Annotated in this window: 19 protein-coding genes; 10 read left to right on the top strand and 9 right to left on the bottom strand. The window is 65.0% G+C overall.

Annotated features, from left to right (window positions below; genetic code table 11):
* Positions 1-38: 38 nt before the first annotated feature.
* Complete coding sequence (locus tag CXY75_RS06210; RefSeq protein ID WP_104081963.1) at positions 39-533, top strand: DNA alkylation repair protein; 495 nt, start codon at positions 39-41, stop codon at positions 531-533.
* Positions 534-591: 58 nt separating this feature from the next.
* Positions 592-1,569, top strand: a complete 978-nt coding sequence (locus CXY75_RS06205; protein WP_104081962.1) for an NAD(P)H-quinone oxidoreductase — start codon at positions 592-594, stop codon at positions 1,567-1,569.
* A gap of 35 nt (positions 1,570-1,604) precedes the next feature.
* On the opposite strand, the gene gdhA is transcribed toward CXY75_RS06205, so the two are convergent.
* The gene (gene gdhA, locus CXY75_RS06200; protein ID WP_104081961.1) at positions 1,605-2,942 is read right to left on the bottom strand and encodes an NADP-specific glutamate dehydrogenase; all 1,338 of its coding nucleotides are present in this window, start codon (positions 2,940-2,942) and stop codon (positions 1,605-1,607) included.
* Between the two features lie 172 nt (positions 2,943-3,114).
* On the opposite strand from gdhA, the gene CXY75_RS06195 reads away from it, so the two are divergent.
* The gene (locus tag CXY75_RS06195; protein WP_104081960.1) at positions 3,115-3,768 is read left to right on the top strand and encodes a hypothetical protein; all 654 of its coding nucleotides are present in this window, start codon (positions 3,115-3,117) and stop codon (positions 3,766-3,768) included.
* 16 nt (positions 3,769-3,784) lie between these two features.
* On the opposite strand, the gene CXY75_RS06190 is transcribed toward CXY75_RS06195, so the two are convergent.
* On the bottom strand, positions 3,785-5,449 hold the full coding sequence (locus CXY75_RS06190) for an alkaline phosphatase D family protein (protein WP_104081959.1): 1,665 nt from the start codon (positions 5,447-5,449) through the stop codon (positions 3,785-3,787).
* Between the two features lie 229 nt (positions 5,450-5,678).
* Between CXY75_RS06190 and CXY75_RS06185 the strand changes: the two genes are divergently transcribed.
* A complete protein-coding gene (locus CXY75_RS06185) occupies positions 5,679-6,158 on the top strand; it encodes a 2'-5' RNA ligase family protein (protein ID WP_104081958.1) in 480 nt (159 codons plus the stop codon).
* An 86-nt stretch (positions 6,159-6,244) separates the two neighbouring features.
* A complete protein-coding gene (locus tag CXY75_RS06180; protein WP_146069384.1) occupies positions 6,245-6,997 on the top strand; it encodes a hypothetical protein in 753 nt (250 codons plus the stop codon).
* 198 nt (positions 6,998-7,195) lie between these two features.
* On the opposite strand, the gene CXY75_RS06175 is transcribed toward CXY75_RS06180, so the two are convergent.
* The gene (locus CXY75_RS06175; RefSeq protein ID WP_146069383.1) at positions 7,196-8,182 is read right to left on the bottom strand and encodes a nuclease-related domain-containing protein; all 987 of its coding nucleotides are present in this window, start codon (positions 8,180-8,182) and stop codon (positions 7,196-7,198) included.
* A 195-nt stretch (positions 8,183-8,377) separates the two neighbouring features.
* Between CXY75_RS06175 and CXY75_RS06170 the strand changes: the two genes are divergently transcribed.
* Positions 8,378-8,587: a hypothetical protein gene (locus CXY75_RS06170; protein WP_104081955.1), complete on the top strand. Its 210-nt coding sequence runs from the start codon at positions 8,378-8,380 to the stop codon at positions 8,585-8,587.
* Positions 8,588-8,591: 4 nt separating this feature from the next.
* On the opposite strand, the gene CXY75_RS06165 is transcribed toward CXY75_RS06170, so the two are convergent.
* Positions 8,592-9,044 (bottom strand): heme-degrading domain-containing protein, encoded by a 453-nt coding sequence (locus CXY75_RS06165; RefSeq protein ID WP_104081954.1) that lies wholly within the window; start codon positions 9,042-9,044, stop codon positions 8,592-8,594.
* 39 nt (positions 9,045-9,083) lie between these two features.
* A complete protein-coding gene (locus CXY75_RS06160) occupies positions 9,084-9,806 on the bottom strand; it encodes a hypothetical protein (RefSeq protein WP_146069382.1) in 723 nt (240 codons plus the stop codon).
* Positions 9,807-9,975: 169 nt separating this feature from the next.
* Here CXY75_RS06160 and CXY75_RS06155 point away from each other — a divergent pair, with 169 nt between their 5' ends.
* Positions 9,976-10,935: a DUF1524 domain-containing protein gene (locus CXY75_RS06155; RefSeq protein WP_104081952.1), complete on the top strand. Its 960-nt coding sequence runs from the start codon at positions 9,976-9,978 to the stop codon at positions 10,933-10,935.
* Positions 10,936-11,095: 160 nt separating this feature from the next.
* On the opposite strand, the gene CXY75_RS06150 is transcribed toward CXY75_RS06155, so the two are convergent.
* The gene (locus CXY75_RS06150; protein ID WP_104081951.1) at positions 11,096-12,526 is read right to left on the bottom strand and encodes an MFS transporter; all 1,431 of its coding nucleotides are present in this window, start codon (positions 12,524-12,526) and stop codon (positions 11,096-11,098) included.
* The gene (locus tag CXY75_RS06145) at positions 12,523-13,470 is read right to left on the bottom strand and encodes a nucleoside hydrolase (RefSeq protein WP_104081950.1); all 948 of its coding nucleotides are present in this window, start codon (positions 13,468-13,470) and stop codon (positions 12,523-12,525) included. Before CXY75_RS06145 ends, CXY75_RS06150 begins: the two co-directional genes overlap by 4 nt.
* A 204-nt stretch (positions 13,471-13,674) precedes the next feature.
* Here CXY75_RS06145 and CXY75_RS06140 point away from each other — a divergent pair, with 204 nt between their 5' ends.
* Complete coding sequence (locus CXY75_RS06140; protein WP_233201767.1) at positions 13,675-14,721, top strand: LacI family DNA-binding transcriptional regulator; 1,047 nt, start codon at positions 13,675-13,677, stop codon at positions 14,719-14,721.
* Positions 14,722-14,764: 43 nt separating this feature from the next.
* Here the strand turns inward: CXY75_RS06140 and CXY75_RS06135 are convergent, their stop codons facing one another.
* Both CXY75_RS06135 and CXY75_RS06130 read right to left on the bottom strand, forming a co-directional pair.
* Positions 14,765-16,213 (bottom strand): cell wall metabolism sensor histidine kinase WalK, encoded by a 1,449-nt coding sequence (locus tag CXY75_RS06135; RefSeq protein ID WP_104081948.1) that lies wholly within the window; start codon positions 16,211-16,213, stop codon positions 14,765-14,767.
* Between the two features lie 131 nt (positions 16,214-16,344).
* Complete coding sequence (locus CXY75_RS06130) at positions 16,345-17,019, bottom strand: response regulator transcription factor (RefSeq protein ID WP_199182385.1); 675 nt, start codon at positions 17,017-17,019, stop codon at positions 16,345-16,347.
* A gap of 147 nt (positions 17,020-17,166) precedes the next feature.
* Between CXY75_RS06130 and CXY75_RS06125 the strand changes: the two genes are divergently transcribed.
* Both CXY75_RS06125 and CXY75_RS06115 read left to right on the top strand, forming a co-directional pair.
* Positions 17,167-17,499, top strand: coding sequence for a hypothetical protein (locus CXY75_RS06125; RefSeq protein ID WP_104081947.1), 333 nt, complete (start codon positions 17,167-17,169; stop codon positions 17,497-17,499).
* A 276-nt stretch (positions 17,500-17,775) separates the two neighbouring features.
* On the top strand, positions 17,776-18,096 hold the full coding sequence (locus CXY75_RS06115) for a hypothetical protein (RefSeq protein WP_104081945.1): 321 nt from the start codon (positions 17,776-17,778) through the stop codon (positions 18,094-18,096).
* Positions 18,097-18,332 lie beyond the last annotated feature (236 nt).

Raw genomic sequence — 18,332 nt, 5'->3', positions numbered from 1 at the left:
GGGCTGACGTCTCGCGTGTGCTGGTGCAGACTAGACGGATGAGCGATGCCGGCGACTTCGTGGACCGCACGCTCCAAAACGAAGCAACCTGGGAGCGCGCAGCGGAGACCGAGGCGCGAATCGGCAGCGACCTGGAAATTTATGGCGCATCGGTGGGTGCTGTGCGGGGAACCATCCGCGACCTGGCCCGCCGGCATAAGAACATGACGCACGACGAGGTGACCGCGCTGAGCTCCGAACTGTGGAAGGTGCCGGTGTTCGAGCGCCGGCTCGCGGCGATCGTGCTCCTGCAAACGAACGTGACCCGGCTCGACAACACCGACCTCACCCGCATCGAGGGGTTTTTACGCGGAGCAGCACTGCAAGAACTCGCCGATCCGCTCACTCTCGACGTGGTGCTCCCCCTGGTACAGGGTCTGAACGGGCCCAATCGTGCCCGAGCGGATGCTGCACTGGAACGTTGGGCGCACGACGGCGACCCGTGGCTGCGCCGCGCCGCCCACAGTATCGCCAGGGGAATCGTCAACACGTAACGGAAGCGCGGGTGCCAGCCAGAGCCGCCGTGTCGTACCCCGAGCGTAAGCTGCGGGCATGCGCGCAATTATCGTAAATTCTCCCGGCGGTCCAGAAGCACTCAGCCTGACAGCGGTTCCCGGCCTCGTGATCGGGAGCCACGACATCCGTATTGCGGTGGCCGCGGCGGGAGTGAACCGCGCGGACATCATGCAGCGGCAGGGCCGCTACCCGTCGCCGGTCGATGCACCGCAGTGGCCGGGGCTTGAGGTGTCTGGCGTGGTCACCGGGGTGGGTGAGGACGTGACGCGGTTCGGGCTGGGCGATCGGGTGTGTGCGCTGCTCGCCGGCGGCGGGTATGCCACCCAGGCCGTTGTGCACGAAGACCTGGCCCTGCTGGTGCCGTTGTCGATGGACCTTATTGACGCAGCCGCTCTGCCCGAAGCCCTGGCCACGGTGTGGTCGAACGTGTTCATGAGCGCCGAACTCGCGCCCGGCGAGACCCTGCTCGTGCACGGCGGCGCCAGCGGAATCGGTACGACTGCCATTCAGCTGGCCCGGCTGATGGACGCCCACGTGGCCGTGACGGCCGGGTCGGCCGAGAAACTCGCCGCCTGCGCGAGCCTGGGAGCGGAGATTCTCATCAACTACCGCGAGCAGGACTTCGTCGCCAAAATCCAGGATGCCACCGATGGGAACGGCGCCGACGTGATCCTCGACATCATGGGCGGCTCATACGCCGCCCGCAATATCGAGGCCGTCGCAGTGAACGGGCGCATCATGGTGCTCGCCAACCAGAGCGGCGAACCGGCCACATTCGACCCGTTCCGCCTTATGCAGAAGCGCGCCCGCTACTGGGGCACCACCCTGCGCGCGCGGTCCCTGGCCGAAAAGGTCGCCATCATGCGGTCGCTCGAGTCGGCGATCTGGCCGTGGATCACGTCGGGTGAGTTTCGACCGGTAGTCGACAGCCGATTCTCATTTGAGAACGCAGCGGATGCGCATCGCCGGATGGAAACATCCGCTCACGTGGGCAAGATTCTGCTCGTGCCGTAGGCCGTTGCTCAGGTCCTCCCCCGTGGCGTGCCCGGTTAGATGAGGCCTTGGGCGAGCATCGCGTTGGCCACGCGCACGTAGCCGGTGATGTTGGCGCCGACCACGTAGTTGCCCGGCATACCGTACTCCTCGGCGGTTTCGGCGCAGCGGTCGTGAATATCGACCATGATCTCGGTGAGGCGCTGCTCGGTGTATTCAAAGGTCCAGGAGTCGCGGCTGGCGTTTTGCTGCATCTCCAGGGCAGACGTCGCCACACCGCCGGCATTGGCCGCTTTTCCGGGCCCAAAGAGCACCCCGGCATCGTGGAAGACCGCCGTTGCCGCTCGAGTGCACGGCATGTTGGCCCCCTCGGCGACGGCAAGGAGGCCATTCTTGACGAGCCGGACCGCAGCATCCGTATCGAGTTCGTTTTGCGTCGCGCACGGGAGCGCGAGAGTTGCATCGACGTCCCAGATTGAACCACCCTTCACGAAGTGAGCCGAGCCGCGGCGGTCGGCGTAGTCCGAGATGCGCCCGCGCTCGACGTCTTTGACCTGGCGCAGCAGATCGACGTCAATACCCGCCTCATCAACGACGTAACCCGACGAGTCGGAAGCCGTCACGACATTGGCGCCGAAAGACTGAGCCTTCATGATGGCGTTGATCGCCACGTTGCCGGCGCCGGACACCACCACACGCTGGCCTTCAAGGTTCTGCCCGCGGGTCTTGAGCATCTCTTGGGCAAAGAGCACCACGCCGAAACCGGTCGCCTCCGGACGCACCAGCGATCCACCCCAGCCCACCCCTTTACCGGTGAGCACACCGGACTCGAAGCGGTTAGTGATGCGCTTGTACTGCCCGAACAGATAGCCGATTTCACGGCCACCGACGCCGATATCGCCCGCCGGGACATCCGTGTATTCGCCGATGTGGCGGTAGAGCTCCGTCATGAAGCTCTGGCAGAACCGCATGACCTCGCCGTCGCTCTTGCCGTGCGGGTCGAAGTCGGAGCCGCCCTTGCCGCCGCCGATCGGCATGCCGGTCAGCGCATTCTTGAACACCTGCTCGAAGCCGAGAAACTTGATGATGCCGAGGTACACCGAGGGGTGAAAGCGCAGTCCGCCCTTGTACGGACCGAGCGCGGAGTTGAACTCCACCCGAAAACCGCGGTTGATCTGCACCTCGTTAGCATCGTTGACCCACGGTACCCGAAAGATAATCTGGCGTTCCGGCTCGCACAATCGCTGCAAAATGGCGGCCTCGGCGAACTGCGGGTGTTTGCGTGAAACGGGTTCGAGGGTCTCGAAGACCTCGTTCACCGCTTGGTGAAACTCCGTCTCACCAGGGTTGCGAAGCAGAACGGTTTCTTTGACGGATTGCAGGTGCGCGCGCATGAAGACCTTCCAACAGAGCGGATGGGGTGCGATCGGTCCGTCACACTGGCTGTGACAGGTCTATCCACGCTTGTGAGCTTGTCACGTTTCGGATGCTTCGTGCGCCGCTGCGGCAAGCCGTCGCGTGCAGCATCGGCGTGTAGACGACGCCAGGACCCCTACGATCGAGAGCATGGCACTCCTGTACGACGCCGTTCTGCGGCCCTCCAAATCTGAGCTCATCGCCGCGTGGGCACCGACGCAGCCGTGGTTCGTCGGCGACGCGGCGGCCGCCGTCGAGCGAGTCGCATCGTTCCGCTTCGACGACCCCGATGGTGAGGTCGGCATCGAAACACTCCTGGTGCGATTTGGCACCGGGCCGCTGCTGCAGATTCCACTGACCTATCGCGGCGCACCGCACGATGGCGGCGAGGACTGGCTCGTCGGCACCATGTCGCACTCCGTGCTCGGGGACCGCTGGATCTATGACGCCACCGGCGACCCGATCTATCTGGCGAATGTTGCGACCGTGGCCCTGAACGGCGGGCACGAGGCCGACCAATTCGAGCAGCGCGACGGTGACCTTATTCCGGTCGCGTCGACCGCCGCCGTGCGCGGCAACGGCATTCCCGGAACACCAGTTCCGGAACTTGCTGCGACAATCGAAACCACCTCGACGGCGGGCACCACGACCGCAACGGCAGGTGCGCTGCGCATAACCGTCGTGCGGGTACTCGACGGCACCTCAACGGCGGCACACACGAAGAATGCCGCCACCCTCACCAGTATCTGGCCGCAGCAATCCGCGCCCCAGTTGCTCGCAACGGTCACGGTGCTGCCGGGCTAACTCCTACGCGCCCATCTCACGGTGCCCGGGGCGCCAAGACGACTGTCGCTACATTTTCGACAAGCGGATGCAGCTGATCGCCGCCCTGCACAACGCCCTTCTCCCAGCAGAGCCTGAGCCCGGCTGGGGTGTCCTCCAGGCTCGCCAGACAGTTGTCAAACCAGGGCCCCCTCATGCCAGCCCAACGAAACGGCGGCGAGGGAACCCGGGCTGAGCGGGCGAGGAATGCGCTTAGCCGCGTGGCAATCCCGTAGGCCATCACGGCAGAGAACGATCGCATGGCCACCGGGAGTGGATTGCGGATCGGCGAGCAGACGGCTTGCACGATGCGGCTGCCCGACGTTCGTTCAACTTCGGAGACGGTGGAGTAGTGCACGTCACCAGACAAAAACGTCACCGTAGCTGGCGCCGTCCCGCGTTGGCCGTCTGCCACCTCAGTAGCCATCTTCGCCACCGCGCGAAAGCTGCGCTGAAAGGCGCCCCAATGTTCCAGGTCGACCAGCTGACGAAGTCGTTCGCCAACCCAGGCAGCGGGTTTTCCCCAGGCTCCTTCGGAAATGGCTTCATCCCACGATTCCAGGTGGTGCAGCCCCGGGGGCAGCAGAAATGGCAGGGAGGTACCGATCAGAAGGTGGCGAAAGCCGCCTCGCATCCGCTCGTTGAGCCAGCCGGTTTCTTGCTCGTCGATCAATGCGCGCCGCGCGGGATCGAGCTCGCGGGCGGCGCGCGAGTCGACCACGATCAGTCGAACATCGTTCAGGTCGCGGCAGTAGCTCCACCGGTAGCTGGTCGGATCGCGATCACAACGTTCGGCGAATTCATCGAGCACGGCGCTCAGGTCGAGTTCATCCGGGCCGTCATGGGCAGCGATCAGGCGCCAGATTTCATCGTTAGCTCGTTCGGCGGGTGACATGTTTCCGAGATGTTGATAGACCCAGTACGAGGCTAACCCGGCCACTATTCGGCCCCGCCACCACGTCGTCGCGTTCATCTGGCGCTTCCAGCTCTGCGACGTGTTCCAGTCGTCGCGAATGTCGTGGTCGTCGAAAATCATCGCGGTCGGCACGGTGGAGAGTAGCCAGCGATTCGCCGCGTCTGACCAAGCGAGGCTATACAGGTGCGCGTATTCTTCGTAGTCGGCCAGTTCCTTGCCTGGCGGCTGAGTGATATCACGCCGGGCCCGGATGAATTTTTGCATCTCCTCGGTGGTCAGGTCGGCATAAACCTGATCGCCCAGAAAGAGAATCAGGTCAGGGCGCTGCACCTCGTTGTCGGGCGAGCTCAGGCGCAGAGCGCAGGCACGCAGAGCGTCAACGCCGTGCGTGCGGTTGCCGCCTTCATCGTGCCCAACGCTGGTGCGGCAGGATCCAAACGACAAGCGAACCGGATGCCCGTCGCCGAGCGTCGCGATGACCGAAGCCGGAAAGCCCGAGCGCTCCGCTGGCCACACCGGCGTCCCATCGATCGCCACCGTATACGGCAGGGTCGAGTTGGGTGGCAGGCCATCGACGTGCACGAGGGCGTAGTGGTGATCGTGCACGGCGAAGGTGTGCGCAGCCCAGGAGCGACCAGCCGCGGTCACCACCACCCGTCCGGCATCGCGTGTTTCACACCAGATGCTCGCTGAGACGTCGTCGACGTAGCGCATCATCGGACCGAGAATCACGGGCGAACTCGTCATGATTCAGTTGTACCGCTCCGCGTTCGGGTCGGCTACACCTTGCGGCGGGTCGCGGGAGATTGCCGACTCGTCAGGCCGTTGAGAAGACCTGCGACCGGGAACTTCGCGGGGTGCGTGCAGACCTGCGGAAGGGGTGCCCACATGCCCAGGGATTTGCGGTCGACGTGGCGAAAATCTCCGCAGTTGTGACAGGCAGGCCGAGCAGTCCGGCCCGGCCTAAGCTCAGCATATGCCCCGCCTCGTTGTCGTTTTGCCGCTCACGCCGCTGCAAACCGGCGCGAGCTTCGCCGTCGACCAGTGGCCGCTGCACATCACCGTGCTCGCACCCTTTCAAACGGATGCTGCGCCCACCGAAATCGCGCGGGTCACCGCCGCCGCGCTGGCCGGGTTCGACGCTCTCACCGTTGTTGCCGGGGCGGACGAGCTGTTCGGCCGTCGCCACGACATTCCCGTGACGGTCATCGAGGACAACGTCGCGTTGACGCGAATACACGACCGGCTGGTCGAGACGCTGCTTCCGCTCGCCACCGACCCGAACGAGCCGGCATTCTCTGGCCCTGAGTTTCGGGCGCACGTCACGGTGAAAGTGCACGGACGCGTGCACTCGGGAGACGAGTTCCTGCTGACCCAAATCGCACTCGTCGATATGGCCCCGCGCGCAGCGGCGAGCGGGCGCACGGTACTCGCGACGGTGCATCTCACTGACTGAATCCTCGAAGTCAGCGCGATCAGGGGCGGGTTCCTGAGACCGCCTGCGTTGGGACTCTGGCGGTCTCGGCGAGCTCGACCGACGGGATGGGCGCGTTCGCGAGGCAACCCACATCGGTCTACACCCCTACAGATCTGGCGGCTCGGCGCCGCTCGAGCGACGAGTACGCTCGAATGGTGCGCTCCCGCGATCTGATCCGTCTCTACCCCGAGCTCTACCACGTAGCCGCGGATAGCAGTTGGCCAGCCATCGAGCGCCACGGGCTGCTCAGTCCGACCGCGCTCGTTACGCGCTGGGGAGTCAAACAGGGTGCGCCACAGGCAGCCATTCTAGGTAAGCGGCGCGGTGAGTCGCGCGTGCTGGAGCATGCAGAATTCGGCACCGCGGTCATCCGTCATCAAAAAGCCATTCATGAGCCGTCGCTCGACGATGCCCTCGAAGATATGACACTCGCCGAGTGGTATGCCGCCCTGAACGATCGCGTGTTCTTTCACTTGCAGCCGCGGTTTCTGCAGGAACTGCTGAACGCCCGCTCCTATCGGGATGACGCCCACACCGTGATCACGTTGAACACCAAGAGCATGGTCGCCGCCCACGAAGACGAGATGGAGCTGAGCGCTATCAACTCCGGTTTCGCGCAGCGCCACAGCAACGAGCCGCGCGGACGCGACACCTTCGTATCAATTGACGACTACCGTCACCCGACCCGGTCGCACGCGGTGACCAAGGGGCAGGATGTCGCCGAACTGGCCATCCCGCGCGGCGTGCGCGACCTGCGCGATCACGTCGTGCGCGTCGAGCGGATGCGCGAGGGCACGGTTCTCGAGCGCCTCGCCTAGCCGCGCGTGGCATCCGCTCACCCGCGAGAAACCAACGCTGCCCCATGAACCCGTCGCGCCTCCGCGAGACGCCAACTTCGGCCCCCATGAACCCACTGACGCCATCTCAAAGCCTCGCGGGGCGCGACCGAAGCGCATGACGCCCGGGGCACAGCTCCGGCGCGAGCACCAGCGGCAAGCGAGCACCAGCGGCAGCAGCTATCGAGCCGCGATGAACTCGACCGCGGAGACGATCGCGGGCAGAACGGCCAAGGCTGCCAGGCCCGCGACCGCAGCGGCGGCAAGAACGGCGAACGTGGTACGCCGCGTGCCGGCCGCCGAAACTTGCTGTTCAAGGGCAGTGAAGCGGGCGTGTAGGTGGGCCGGCTCGGCCGCTCGAACCGGAGTGCGCCAGGTCGCCGGGGCATCGATGATCGCCGTCACAGCCGCCTGCTGCTCGGCGCTGAACTGCCGCGGACGCCCGACGAGCCAGCGGCACAGCCGCGGCGAATCAATCACGGTCACCGAGTCCGGCTTGCGATTGAGCCGAATCTTGTGCGGGTTGACCAGCACAATCATCGGCTGAACGGCGGCCGTTGCCGGCAACGCCGCGGCCAGCAACGCCGTGATCTGGGCCGACTCGAAGCGCGCATCACGCAGGTATGGCATCGTATGATTGCCGATCGGAATCGTGCGCACCGACCCAGTCAGGTCCCGATCCCAGCGCGTTTTGGAGCTGAGTGCGAAGATTCCGCCCGGCCCAACCACGAGGTGGTCGACCCAGAAGGCGGTGTTACGAATGGGCAGGGAATGATGAACACTGTAGCCCTCTGGTAGCCGGGCGAGGATGTCGCCCACCACCATCGCGGACTGCGCAGCGCGCAACCAGGCCAGGCCGTTGGCGTCGAGCGGGGAGAGTCCGAGCATGCGAGCGAGCCGAGAGCGCGGCGCGTGATCCTCATGCTGACGCAACAGTTCTTCAACCAGGGATTGCCCGGCGAACCGCCCCGTCGCCGACACGAGGGCGGAAGCGCCAATCGCACGCACAGCAGGCTCGGGGAGCACAGCAGACACAGGGAGCACAGCACGCTCAGGGAGCACAGCAAGCACAGGGAGCACAGCAAGCACAGGGACAGCAGCCGACACCCCGGCCCCGGGTTCAATGCCGCGGGCGTGCACTCCATTGCCCAGCATTGCGTGGATCACGTTCTCGCCTCACCTCGGGCTTAAGCCCGGTACCATTCTGCCACCGACGGGTGCCCGTTCAGCGGCAACAATCGGCCAACGCGCGACATTGGTTAGCAAATTGGAGTAATTCTCAAACTCCGCGGGGCGTCCGCTGAAATGCGTACCAGCCAGGTCGGCTAGCCTAAAAGTCACCCCACCGATTGGATCCGCCCCGTGAAACACCTGACTTTCAACGTTTGCGCCATCGCGGGCCTCGGTTTTAGTGGGCTGGCGGTGCTGTTACTAGTGGCCAACCTGCTCTCGGGCAATCAATTCGTCGATGTGATCGTGCCGACGGCCGTCGTCTCGCTCGTAATCGGCGGCGCATTTTCGGTGCGCGCCCGTCTGCTCTCATCACGAGGCGACAGGCCTAAAAAGCGCTGACGCTTCAGCCTCGCTGCGCCAGCAGTGCTTCAACGACCAGGGCATGGTCGTCAAGCTCAGGCAGGCCAGACACCCCAACGATTCCCACGACCAAGCCACGCACCCGCAGCGGAAAGGCTCCCCCGTGCGCCGCGAACACCGCAGGGTCAAGCCGCGAATCCCGGTCGAAGTCGAGTCCGCGGCTGCGAAACTCTTCACCGACCGCGAGCGAGGAGTGCCCATACCGGCGCACGACGGCGAACTTGCGCTCGATCCAGGCGTCATTATCAGCGGATGCTCCGGCCAGGCCGGCATGAAACACCCGCTGGTCACCCAGCATGATCACGATCGCCACCGGTAGCGACCGCTCGGCGGCGAGCGCCCGCAGCCGGCTGCCCAGCTCCCACGCTGCGTCGTGGCCGAACGAGTCGAATTGTAGGGCGCTTTCCTGCTCGAGCAGCGGGGTGAGAGTGTGCATGGGGATCCAATCCGAAGGCGCCGTTGCCGTAATAGTCGACTAGCTCCCCACGGTACCGGGCCGGAGCACGATCGACGGACGCACACCCCAGGTCAGCGGGTTGTCGATGGCTGCGGCCAGTTCCATGCGTTCGATCGGACGCAGCACCTGCGGCCTCGCGGCCAACCAGTCGCCGAGCGCGCCAGCCCCGAGCACCGCAACCATAGTTCGACTCACAGGCGAGCCAGCAGCGTGCGCTGCCCCGCTGTGCATCGTGCGGCCAGCGGCCCACAGCGCGCGGGCGCCCAACACGACGACGACGGGTTGCACCGCGGTACGCAGCGGGAGGCGCCCGCGCAGCAGCGTCGTGAGATGTTGCGCACCGGCTTCTGCAATGGCGAGGTCGGGTGCCCGACGCCCCGCGACGTGCACGGTGTCGCGATAGACCCAGGCGATCCGTCCGTCGCAGAGCTGCGCGTGCAGCGCAAAAATGCCACCCGGCCCGACAATAAGCCGCGCGGCACTCGGTCCGTCGCCGGTCTCGGCGGGCGAAGCGAATGCCGCCCAGTGCTTGGGAAGCGTCGCCAAGTAGGTGTCGAGGGCCACCTCGCTGCGCGCTCGCGCCAACGCAAGATCGGTAGTCGTGGGCGCCTCTGGCCGGCGTTGGCCACGACCGAGCCGCCAGGCCAGGCCAGTTGTTGAACGAGGCGCTCCGGTGCGATTCGCTTCGGGCAATTCCGGAGGCGCCGCGGGGCGCCGCCGCGTGGAGAGTATGTGAGTCATGAGTGCTCCTCGCCGGGTTCTATATCCTGCCAGCGCAACCCTCGAAACAAGACCCCCCAGAATGGGGGACATTTCATGAAACGGATGCCGAGCCCCTGCCCGGCTTCGAGATGGCCGGGTCGCACGCGTATATTCGAGGAGGCGCGCTTCTGCAGCCAGAAGGAGCACCATGGCCACGCGTCGTCCAACCCGATCGTTTCTGGTGATTGGGGCAATCGTGGGCGCCCTCGTGGCGATTCTGGTGGGAACGTCGCTCGCGGGGACATCCGTTTCGTCGGACCGGGCACAGACCCCGCACGGCGCCATGCCGATAGCGACGGCAACCTCCCCAGCAACCGCGCCGACCACAGCCGCAGCGACCGCCACAGCCACACCAACTGCGACGACTTCTGACGCTGCGGCCCGCGCCGTGCTGGCGACGCTTCCGGTCAAGGGGCGTGCGCCGAAGACCGGCTACGACCGTGAGGGCGGTTTCGGCTCGGCCTGGCAGGACGTCGATCAGAACGGATGCGACACCCGCAACGATATTTTGGCTCGCGACCTGACCGCGCTCGTCATTGACAGCAACTGCGAGGTGCAGACCGGCACCCTACTCGGGCCGTACACGGGCGTGACCATCGGCTTCGTGCGCGGGCAGGCGACCTCCTCGCTCGTGCAGATCGACCACGTTATTGCACTGTCGAACGCCTGGCAGACCGGCGCGCAGCAGCTGTCTCAGGAGCAGCGGGTAGCGCTGGCCAATGATCCGCTCAACCTGCTCGCCGTCGACGGCGTGACCAACTCGCGTAAGGGCGACGGCGACACTGCGACCTGGTTGCCGCCGCTGACCAGCTACCGGTGCGCCTATGTGGCCCGGCAGATCTCGGTCAAGGCAACCTACGCGCTCTGGGTGACCGCAGCCGAGCACGATGCCATGACGCGCATCCTCTCGGACTGTCCCGACGAGCTCGCGAGCACCGGCGACGCACCCGACGTCGCTCCGGCGCCCAAAGCGACCGAATCCCCGAGCGACGTCTATTTTCAGAACTGCAGCGCCGCCCGTGAAGCCGGTGCAACCCCGGTGCACACGGGTGATCCGGGTTACGGACGCCACCTCGACCGCGACGGCGACGGGACCGGCTGCGAATAGGGCGCTGGCGGCATCCGCTTATTTAATCGACACCACTGATATATCCCGAGGGGTATTTGTGGCACGAGACGGGCGTGCGGGAGCGTAGCACCGTGAATCTGTACTGCTCCAACGGATGCCCGGCCGACCGCGGATGTTCAGCCGCCGGGCGAGCGCCGAATCAGGACTTGACCTCTGCGTCGACCGGTTTCGGAATGAGAAAGGACGTCCCGAGGGAAGCAAGGGTCAAGACAAACCCCACTCCGATGACGACAAAGTATGACGTGTGCAGATCGACAGATGTACTCAGTACGGCCAGGGTTGACGGCAATACCAGGAAACTCAGTCCCGCGCCGAGATTGAAGGCACCGGCGTTCATTCCGGGCAGGAAGCCCGGGTTTCCTGGTGGCGAGAGAACCACACCGAGACCGTTGAGCATGATGTTCGCAACGCCCGCATAGAGGATGCCCAGCAGTACCGCACCAAGAATCATCAGCGGGAGGCTGTTCAAACCGCCAAAACCAATGACGGCCAACGCTAGTGCACTGCCGAGCAGGCCGATGCGCAGCATTTTCGTGTAGCCGAGCGTGGGCGCTAGCCGGCCGCTCAACGGGCCTACCAGCCAGCCGAACAGGGCGTAGGGGGTGAGGATAATCAAGGCCATCTGCGTGGGATTGATCGCAAATCCGGGTGCGGCCGCCTGCACATACGCGGGCACAATGCCGTTGATGACGGCAAAGATTCCGGTCATCGCGAGCGTCGTGGTCAGCAACGGCGCCCAGGTAGACCTTAACCGAAGGTGAACGATCTGCACCATCGGTTGCTTGCCATTCTTTTCAACCGACCAGAAGGCAGCGAATGCTGCGGCCGATACCACCGCCAGCCCGATGGCTAAGAACAGGGTATCTACCGAGAAGGCGCCGGCGAGTGTTGCGGCTTCGTTGAGCGCGGTGAGGATCGCGCCGACGGCCACGACGATGTAGAAGGCGCCGAGCCAGTCCATTCGGGTGCCGGCGGCCGGTCGAGATTCAACGGCCAGGAATAGCACTAAGAGCAGCGCCACGATCGCGAAGCCGACCATCACCCAGAAGATACTCCGAAACCCAAAGTTCTCGGCGAGGTACCCTCCAGCGAAGGAGTCGATTCCGGCGATGCCTCCGTTGACGGCCGCGATAAGTCCCATCATCGTTCCGTACTTGCGCGGATTGGAGATGGCCGAGCGGAGCATGATGAGACAGAGTGGAACCGTGGGTCCGCTGACGCCCTGAATAATACGGCCGACGAACAGCCAGGTGATGTCGGGGGCCATGGCTGAGATCACCGAGCCGATACCCATCAGGGCCATCATGCCCAAAAGGATCTTCTTCCGGCCGACGATATCGCTCAGGCGCGGCAACACCAGGGAGAACAACGCTGCCGCGGTAAAGAACCAGGTTTGAGAGAGGCCGACAGCGGCCTGATCGACGCCTAGTTCTTCGCCGATGGTAACGAGGGCGGGGCTGAGCATGCTCGCGTTGAGCTGGAAGGCGATACAGGCAGCGAGGAGCGCCGTTATCAACGCCGCCGTGTTGACCGTCGCCTGGCGGTCGGTGCGAACGTGAGTTGCGGTCATGATTCGACGTCTCCAATGCGAACCAAGGCATCGGTGATCAGGTTCCAGAATCGTTCATGATCGAGGTCAACAGCGACAGAGGTCGTGCAGTCGGCGGGCGCCGGCGACCGGAAGTCGGCGACGGTCATGCCCAGGGTAAGGGTGCCGTTGAGTTCAATGTCCACGGGCACCTTTTGGGTCGTGACGATGCTCGGGTCGATGACATAGGCGACCGCACAGGGGTCGTGCACGGGCGGAAAGTCGAATCCCTGCACATCCCGGTAGCTTTCGCCGAAGTACTCGAGCAATTCGCCAACGAATCGGGCCGGCGCCGTGCCGACGGCAGCAATCTGCCCGGCGACCGCCAGTGTGGCGAGCGCCTGGTGAGTCAGGTCCAATCCCACCATGACGACCGGCCATTTCTCGTTGAAGACGATGTGCGCGGCCTCGGGGTCAATGATGATGTTGAATTCGGCCACGGCGCTCCAGTTTCCGACGTGGTACCCGCCGCCCATCAGGACGACCTCTTTGACCCGCTCAACAATGCGGGGTTCCTTGCGGGCGGCCATAGCAATGTTGGTCAGGCCGGCGGTGGGTACGAGGGTCACCGTTCCGGGTTCGTGGGCCATGATGATGTCGATAATCAGGTCGACGGCATGCCGCGGATCCAGACTCAGGGTCGGTTCTGGCAGGACCGGTCCGTCCAGTCCGGATTCACCGTGAATGGCTGGAGCTGTTTGTATCTCCCGCACGAGCGGGCGTGAGCACCCGGCCGCAAACGGAACATCCGTGATGCCGGCGATACGGGCCACGGCCAGCGCGTTGTGGGTCACTTTCTCGAGCGTCTGGTTTCCCACGACGGTAGTGACCGCCAGCAGCTCGATTTCTGCACTGCCATGCGCCAACAGGATGGCAATCGCGTCATCGTGGCCTGGGTCGCAATCCAGAATGATCTTTTTCGGCATGATGCTCCACTTCATTGGGGACGTTGCCCACCCCTGGAATATGGCGGCTACAGCGTGCTCCCTCACAGTGTGCGCTTCGTCAGCGCGCAAGTCAAACGCTTAACGTGAAAATACGTTAAACGCTTGACGTCCTGGCCTCACACGCTGAACGGGAGACCATCCGGCTCCGCCAGGAAAATTACCTGCCGCCGCTAGAGTTGGTTCATGGCGATCCCCGGCACAGCCCCCGAGACGCCCGGTTATTTCCCGCGGACGACAGCGTCCATGGTGGCCAGCCGGGCTGGGGTGTCCGTTGCAACGGTGTCTCTGGTGGCCAGCGGTAAAACTGATGGTCGGGTTTCAGCGGAAACCGTTATCCGAGTTCAGCGAGCCATTACTGATCTCCACTATGTGGTCAACCGGGTCGCCAGCTCGCTGGCCACGGGATCAAGCAATTTTGTCATCCTGGTCGCGCCAGACATCTCCAATTCATTCTTCGCCAGGCTCATCGCCGGCGTTCGGGAAGCCTTGGGTTCGTCCTACCAGCTGCTCCTCTCCGTCACTGACTCTGGCCAGATGCCCCGGGCGGAAAGCGTTCGGGAGCTGCTTGCCTTTCGCCCGGCCGGTCTGCTCGTCGACGCTCCCAGCGCGCAGCTGATGCAGAGCATGACCATCGATGGTCCGATCGTGCTGCTCGACGCACCCGGTGCACACGGCATCGTTCCTGCCGTCAATCTCGACGTCGTCCACGGTGCGGAAAGCTTGGCCACGCATCTTGCCGAGCGCGGCCATCATACGTTCGCCTACTTCGATAGCGTCACCGGAACGTCAACCTTCGCGCTGCGACGTACCGCGTTCGTGGCCAAGGCAGAGGAATGCGGAATGCGCCAACCCGAGACCGCACACGGCAAAAGCACAATCGACACCGGGTCGGCCGCTGCGGAATTTGCGAAAGTGTGGCCAGCATGGCAGGCCGCCGGCGTCACCGCCGTCGTCTGTGCGACCGACACCCACGCGTACGGCGTTCTCCAAATAGCTCATTCCTTAGGCATCCGGGTGCCAGAACAACTCGCCGTTGCGGGTTTTGACGACCTGCCATTTTCTTCGATGAGTCACCCGAGTCTGACCAGCGTCGAACTCCCGGCCCGGAAACTGGGCCGGGCGGCAGCCTCCCTGCTCGTGGCCTTGATCGAGGGCCGCGCCCCCGATTCCGCGCCCCCGATTCTGCCGAGCCGCCTGATCATCAGGGACTCCACCGGGGGCCAGAATTAGCCGGAGGTAGCCGCCTTCCGATGTGGCTTGGCGAGTGCGAGCACTATCGCGCGACGGGCAGCGTCACGACGAAACGAGCACCGCGCAATGCGACGGCGGGCGCGACGGGTTCAAGACATTCCAGGGTGCCGCCGTGCGCTCGGGCGAGGGCCCGAGCAATCGACAGGCCAAGGCCCGACCCACCGCGGTTGCTCGCGCGCGACGGGTCAAGGCGCACGAATCGTTCGAAGATGCGCTCGCGGTCACCCGCCAGAACGCCTGCCCCCGAGTCGCTGACATCCAGTTGCGCTCTCCCGTCCACCACGACCAAGCTGGTGCGGATGCTGCCGCCCGCCTCGGTCGCATTGCGCGCGTTCCCGAGCAGGTTGGTCACAATCTGCGCTAGTCGTTGGGCGTCACCGCTCACCCAGACGTCCGGCGCCAATGCCAGGCTGAACTCGCGACCGGCACCGAGCAGCCGCTGCTCGGCGACCACGCCGCGGGCCAGCTCCGACAGATCGACCGGCGTAAACGCTGCGCCCGAATCGCCCTGATCGAGCCGGGTCATCAGCAGTAGGTCATCGACCAGCCGGGCTGCCCGCTGCGTCTGCTGGATCATGCCGACCGTGAGGCTCTCCCGTGTGGCACGGGGCGGATTGTCGCGCAGCAGGGTTTCGGCGCTGGCCTGCAGGCCGGCCACCGGAGTGCGCAGTTCGTGCGAGACGTCGGCGAGTAGCTGGCGCATCCGCTCCTCGGCCACCGCTGCGAGTTGAGCAGCATCGCGGGCGGTCGTCTCTGCGGCCTGGGCGTCAGAGGCGGCCTGGCGGGAGGTGTTTTCGGCGGTTTCAAGTGCCTGCAGCATGTCGTCGATGGCTCCGGCGGTGCGCCCGATCTCGGTGCGCGGGTTGCTCGGGAGCAGTCGACCGCCGCGTCCGCCCTCGGTGATGGCGAGAGCGAGCGCGGTCATGCGGGTGAGCGGGCGAAGCGCCACCCCGACCACACCGGTCAGCAAAAGCCCGGTCACGATGATGGTCAGCGCACCGGCGACGACCTCGATTGTGCGCAGCTGGGCCAGTGCCCCGTCGATGCCCGTCTCGCTCGAGCTAAGAGTGAGGGTTCCACCGGCCACGGTTTGAGTGACCGACAGGCGGTCGCCGGTTTGCGTGACGACAGCTCCCGGCACGTTTTCGGCGTGCGGCGGGGCGCCGGGTCCGCGATCGCCGCCGTCACGACCGGGACCCGGATTGATGCGTCCGTAAACGGTGTCCCCGCCAATCGAATAGGTGACCGTGACGTCATCGCCGGTTAGCTGATTGGCCAGACTCTGCGGCGCCAGGCCTTGCTCGGCCAAAATCTGCGCATATCCGGCCCGGTCGATCAGGCGCTGTTGCAGATCCGCGCGCAGCTGGGACCCGAGCACGACGTTGATCAGAATTCCGACCGTGACCAGCACCATCGTGAGCATAGCCAGTACAGCGGCTACGACTCGCACGCGTAGTGACGTGGTGCGCATCGGTTAACGACTTTCTAAATGATCGGGCGGATTGGGCTGAATTCACGGGCGACGCAATGCCAGGGGAACGGATGCACGCTGCCCGGCGAGCGGGCGGCATCCGTTTCACGCAGGCCAGGTGAACAAACCGGTCAGCCGGTGAGGCGGTAGCCGATCCCGCGCACGGTGTGGATGAGGCGCGGGCCGTTGACGTCGAGTTTGCGGCGCAGGGTACTGACGTAGGCCTCGACCAGGTTGGGGTCGTAATCGTCGTAGCCCCAGACCTGGGTGAGGATCTGCGTCTTGGAGAGCGTGCGTCCGCGATTGTGTACGAGATAGGTGAGCAGGCGCCGCTCGGTGGCGGTGAGGTCGATCAGCACTCCGGCCCGGGTGGCCGTTGCTGCCTCTTCGTCAACGACGAGATCGGCGACCTGCATCGTTGGCGAGACCAGGCGACCGGTGCGGCGGAGCACGGCGGTGACCCGCGCGACGAGCTCGGCCAACACGAACGGTTTCATGATGTAGTCGTCGGCGCCAGCCTCGAAAGCGGCGAGCCGGTCGTCGACCGCGTCGCGTGCGGTCACGAACAAAACCGGGGTGTTGCCAGCTGCCCGCAGCCGCTGGGCCAGGTGCAACCCGTTTTCGCCGGGCAGCATGATGTCGAGCACGGCGGCATCGGGCCGAAATCGGGCGATGCGTTCAGCGAAATTCGTGCCGTCTGGCGCGGTGTCGACCACGAAACCGGCGTGCGTGAGTGCCTGACCGATCGCGTGGCGCAGCGTCTCTTCATCTTCGACGACGAGAACGCGGGCGGGTTCGATAGGCACGCTCTAACAGTGCGGGGCAAAGCTGAGTGTCTGCTATGCGCCTGCTGACCGTTTGGCGGCCCCGGGCACGATTCAGTTCGTCTTCAGATTCGCGCCCAAAACTGAAAAAAACACACCCGCACCGACGTCATTTCTTCAGGAGACACCATGACCCGCACCAATGATTCCAAGCCCACCGATCCGATCGAGCACGGCGAGGGCACGCGTGATTCCGACACGCCTGCGGCCGATTCCGGCGATGCGGCTACCGAGGCGCCAAAAACGTCCGCGACCGAAGTTCTCGACTCCCCTCCGTACGACTCGCAGGCCACCCTGCCCTTCGATTCGAACGCGACTGTTCCTCTCAACGCAACGCCCGTCGTCGCCAACGGTGCGAACGACACCGTGCCGTACGAGAATGCCGTGCCGCTCGACAACACCGTGCCACTCCATGCAGCGCCTGGCTCGTTGACCCCGGCTGCATCCACCGGTTACGCCTAGCCCGGCCCCGCCTACGAACCGGCCACGCCCCAGCCGCGCGCCTGGTACCGCAAGCCGGTCGCCATCGGTGGCCTCGCCGCCGCCGTCATCATTCTCGGCGGCGCCGGGATTGGTTTCGGCATCGCCGCCAATTCGGGATCGGATGCCGAGCTCGCCTCGAATAATTCCAACATCGCGAACGGCCCCGGCCACGACGACGGCCATGACGACGGTGCTGCCGATGCGACCGCTGGATCCGCCGGCCTGGGCGAGCGCCAGCCGAGCATCTCCGGCACCGTGCTCTCGGTTTCCGGCAACACCATCACGGTGACCGACGACGATGGCTTCACCCGATCCATCTCCGTTTCCACCGAGACCGAGTACGGTGACGACGTCAGCGCCGACCTCGCCGAGGGCACCGAGATTCGTGCCACCGGAACGGTGAACGACGACAACACCACCCTCAATGCAACGTCCATCACGACGCCCGCTGCGGGTCGAGTCGGCCGCGGCGGTGTTGGGGGCGGATCTGCCGGGCCCGGCAACGGCGGCCCCCGGGGAGCGGATGCCGGTACCCCGCCGGCCGCCAAGACGGCACCGGTCGTCCCGACCGCATAGCCGCTCGACAAACACGGACTGAGTCGGATCTGCGGCCCCGCGCGCAGCCCCGATTTTTTGGGCAGCCTGGGGGCTTCTGGTTTCGCAGTGTGCCACCACCCGTCAGGAACTGCGGCCATTGTGAGCCACGGTTTCACCGTGCGGACGAGTGAGCCAGTGAAAATGCTGTTGTTTGCCCCTTCGCGTTCGGGGGTGTACATTCCTTCGCTTATGCTGAAGCCAGCAACTTGGGCAGG

The sequence above is a fragment of the Cryobacterium sp. Y11 genome (assembly GCF_002929535.1).
Lineage (GTDB): Bacteria > Actinomycetota > Actinomycetes > Actinomycetales > Microbacteriaceae > Cryobacterium.
Note: the sequence above shows the minus strand (reverse complement) of the source record. Positions and strands in the feature narration are given on the sequence as shown.

What these genes read in the sequence shown, in the direction of transcription:
- CXY75_RS06210 (WP_104081963.1), top strand. Translation starts at nt 39, where the DNA reads ATGAGCGATGCCGGCGACTTCGTGGACCGCACGCTCCAAAACGAAGCA.
- CXY75_RS06205 (WP_104081962.1), top strand. Translation starts at nt 592, where the DNA reads ATGCGCGCAATTATCGTAAATTCTCCCGGCGGTCCAGAAGCACTCAGC.
- gdhA (WP_104081961.1), bottom strand. Translation starts at nt 2,942, where the DNA reads ATGCGCGCGCACCTGCAATCCGTCAAAGAAACCGTTCTGCTTCGCAAC.
- CXY75_RS06195 (WP_104081960.1), top strand. Translation starts at nt 3,115, where the DNA reads ATGGCACTCCTGTACGACGCCGTTCTGCGGCCCTCCAAATCTGAGCTC.
- CXY75_RS06190 (WP_104081959.1), bottom strand. Translation starts at nt 5,449, where the DNA reads ATGACGAGTTCGCCCGTGATTCTCGGTCCGATGATGCGCTACGTCGAC.
- CXY75_RS06185 (WP_104081958.1), top strand. Translation starts at nt 5,679, where the DNA reads ATGCCCCGCCTCGTTGTCGTTTTGCCGCTCACGCCGCTGCAAACCGGC.
- CXY75_RS06180 (WP_146069384.1), top strand. Translation starts at nt 6,245, where the DNA reads ATGGGCGCGTTCGCGAGGCAACCCACATCGGTCTACACCCCTACAGAT.
- CXY75_RS06165 (WP_104081954.1), bottom strand. Translation starts at nt 9,044, where the DNA reads ATGCACACTCTCACCCCGCTGCTCGAGCAGGAAAGCGCCCTACAATTC.
- CXY75_RS06160 (WP_146069382.1), bottom strand. Translation starts at nt 9,806, where the DNA reads ATGACTCACATACTCTCCACGCGGCGGCGCCCCGCGGCGCCTCCGGAA.
- CXY75_RS06155 (WP_104081952.1), top strand. Translation starts at nt 9,976, where the DNA reads ATGGCCACGCGTCGTCCAACCCGATCGTTTCTGGTGATTGGGGCAATC.
- CXY75_RS06150 (WP_104081951.1), bottom strand. Translation starts at nt 12,526, where the DNA reads ATGACCGCAACTCACGTTCGCACCGACCGCCAGGCGACGGTCAACACG.
- CXY75_RS06145 (WP_104081950.1), bottom strand. Translation starts at nt 13,470, where the DNA reads ATGCCGAAAAAGATCATTCTGGATTGCGACCCAGGCCACGATGACGCG.
- CXY75_RS06140 (WP_233201767.1), top strand. Translation starts at nt 13,675, where the DNA reads ATGGCGATCCCCGGCACAGCCCCCGAGACGCCCGGTTATTTCCCGCGG.
- CXY75_RS06135 (WP_104081948.1), bottom strand. Translation starts at nt 16,213, where the DNA reads ATGCGCACCACGTCACTACGCGTGCGAGTCGTAGCCGCTGTACTGGCT.
- CXY75_RS06125 (WP_104081947.1), top strand. Translation starts at nt 17,167, where the DNA reads ATGACCCGCACCAATGATTCCAAGCCCACCGATCCGATCGAGCACGGC.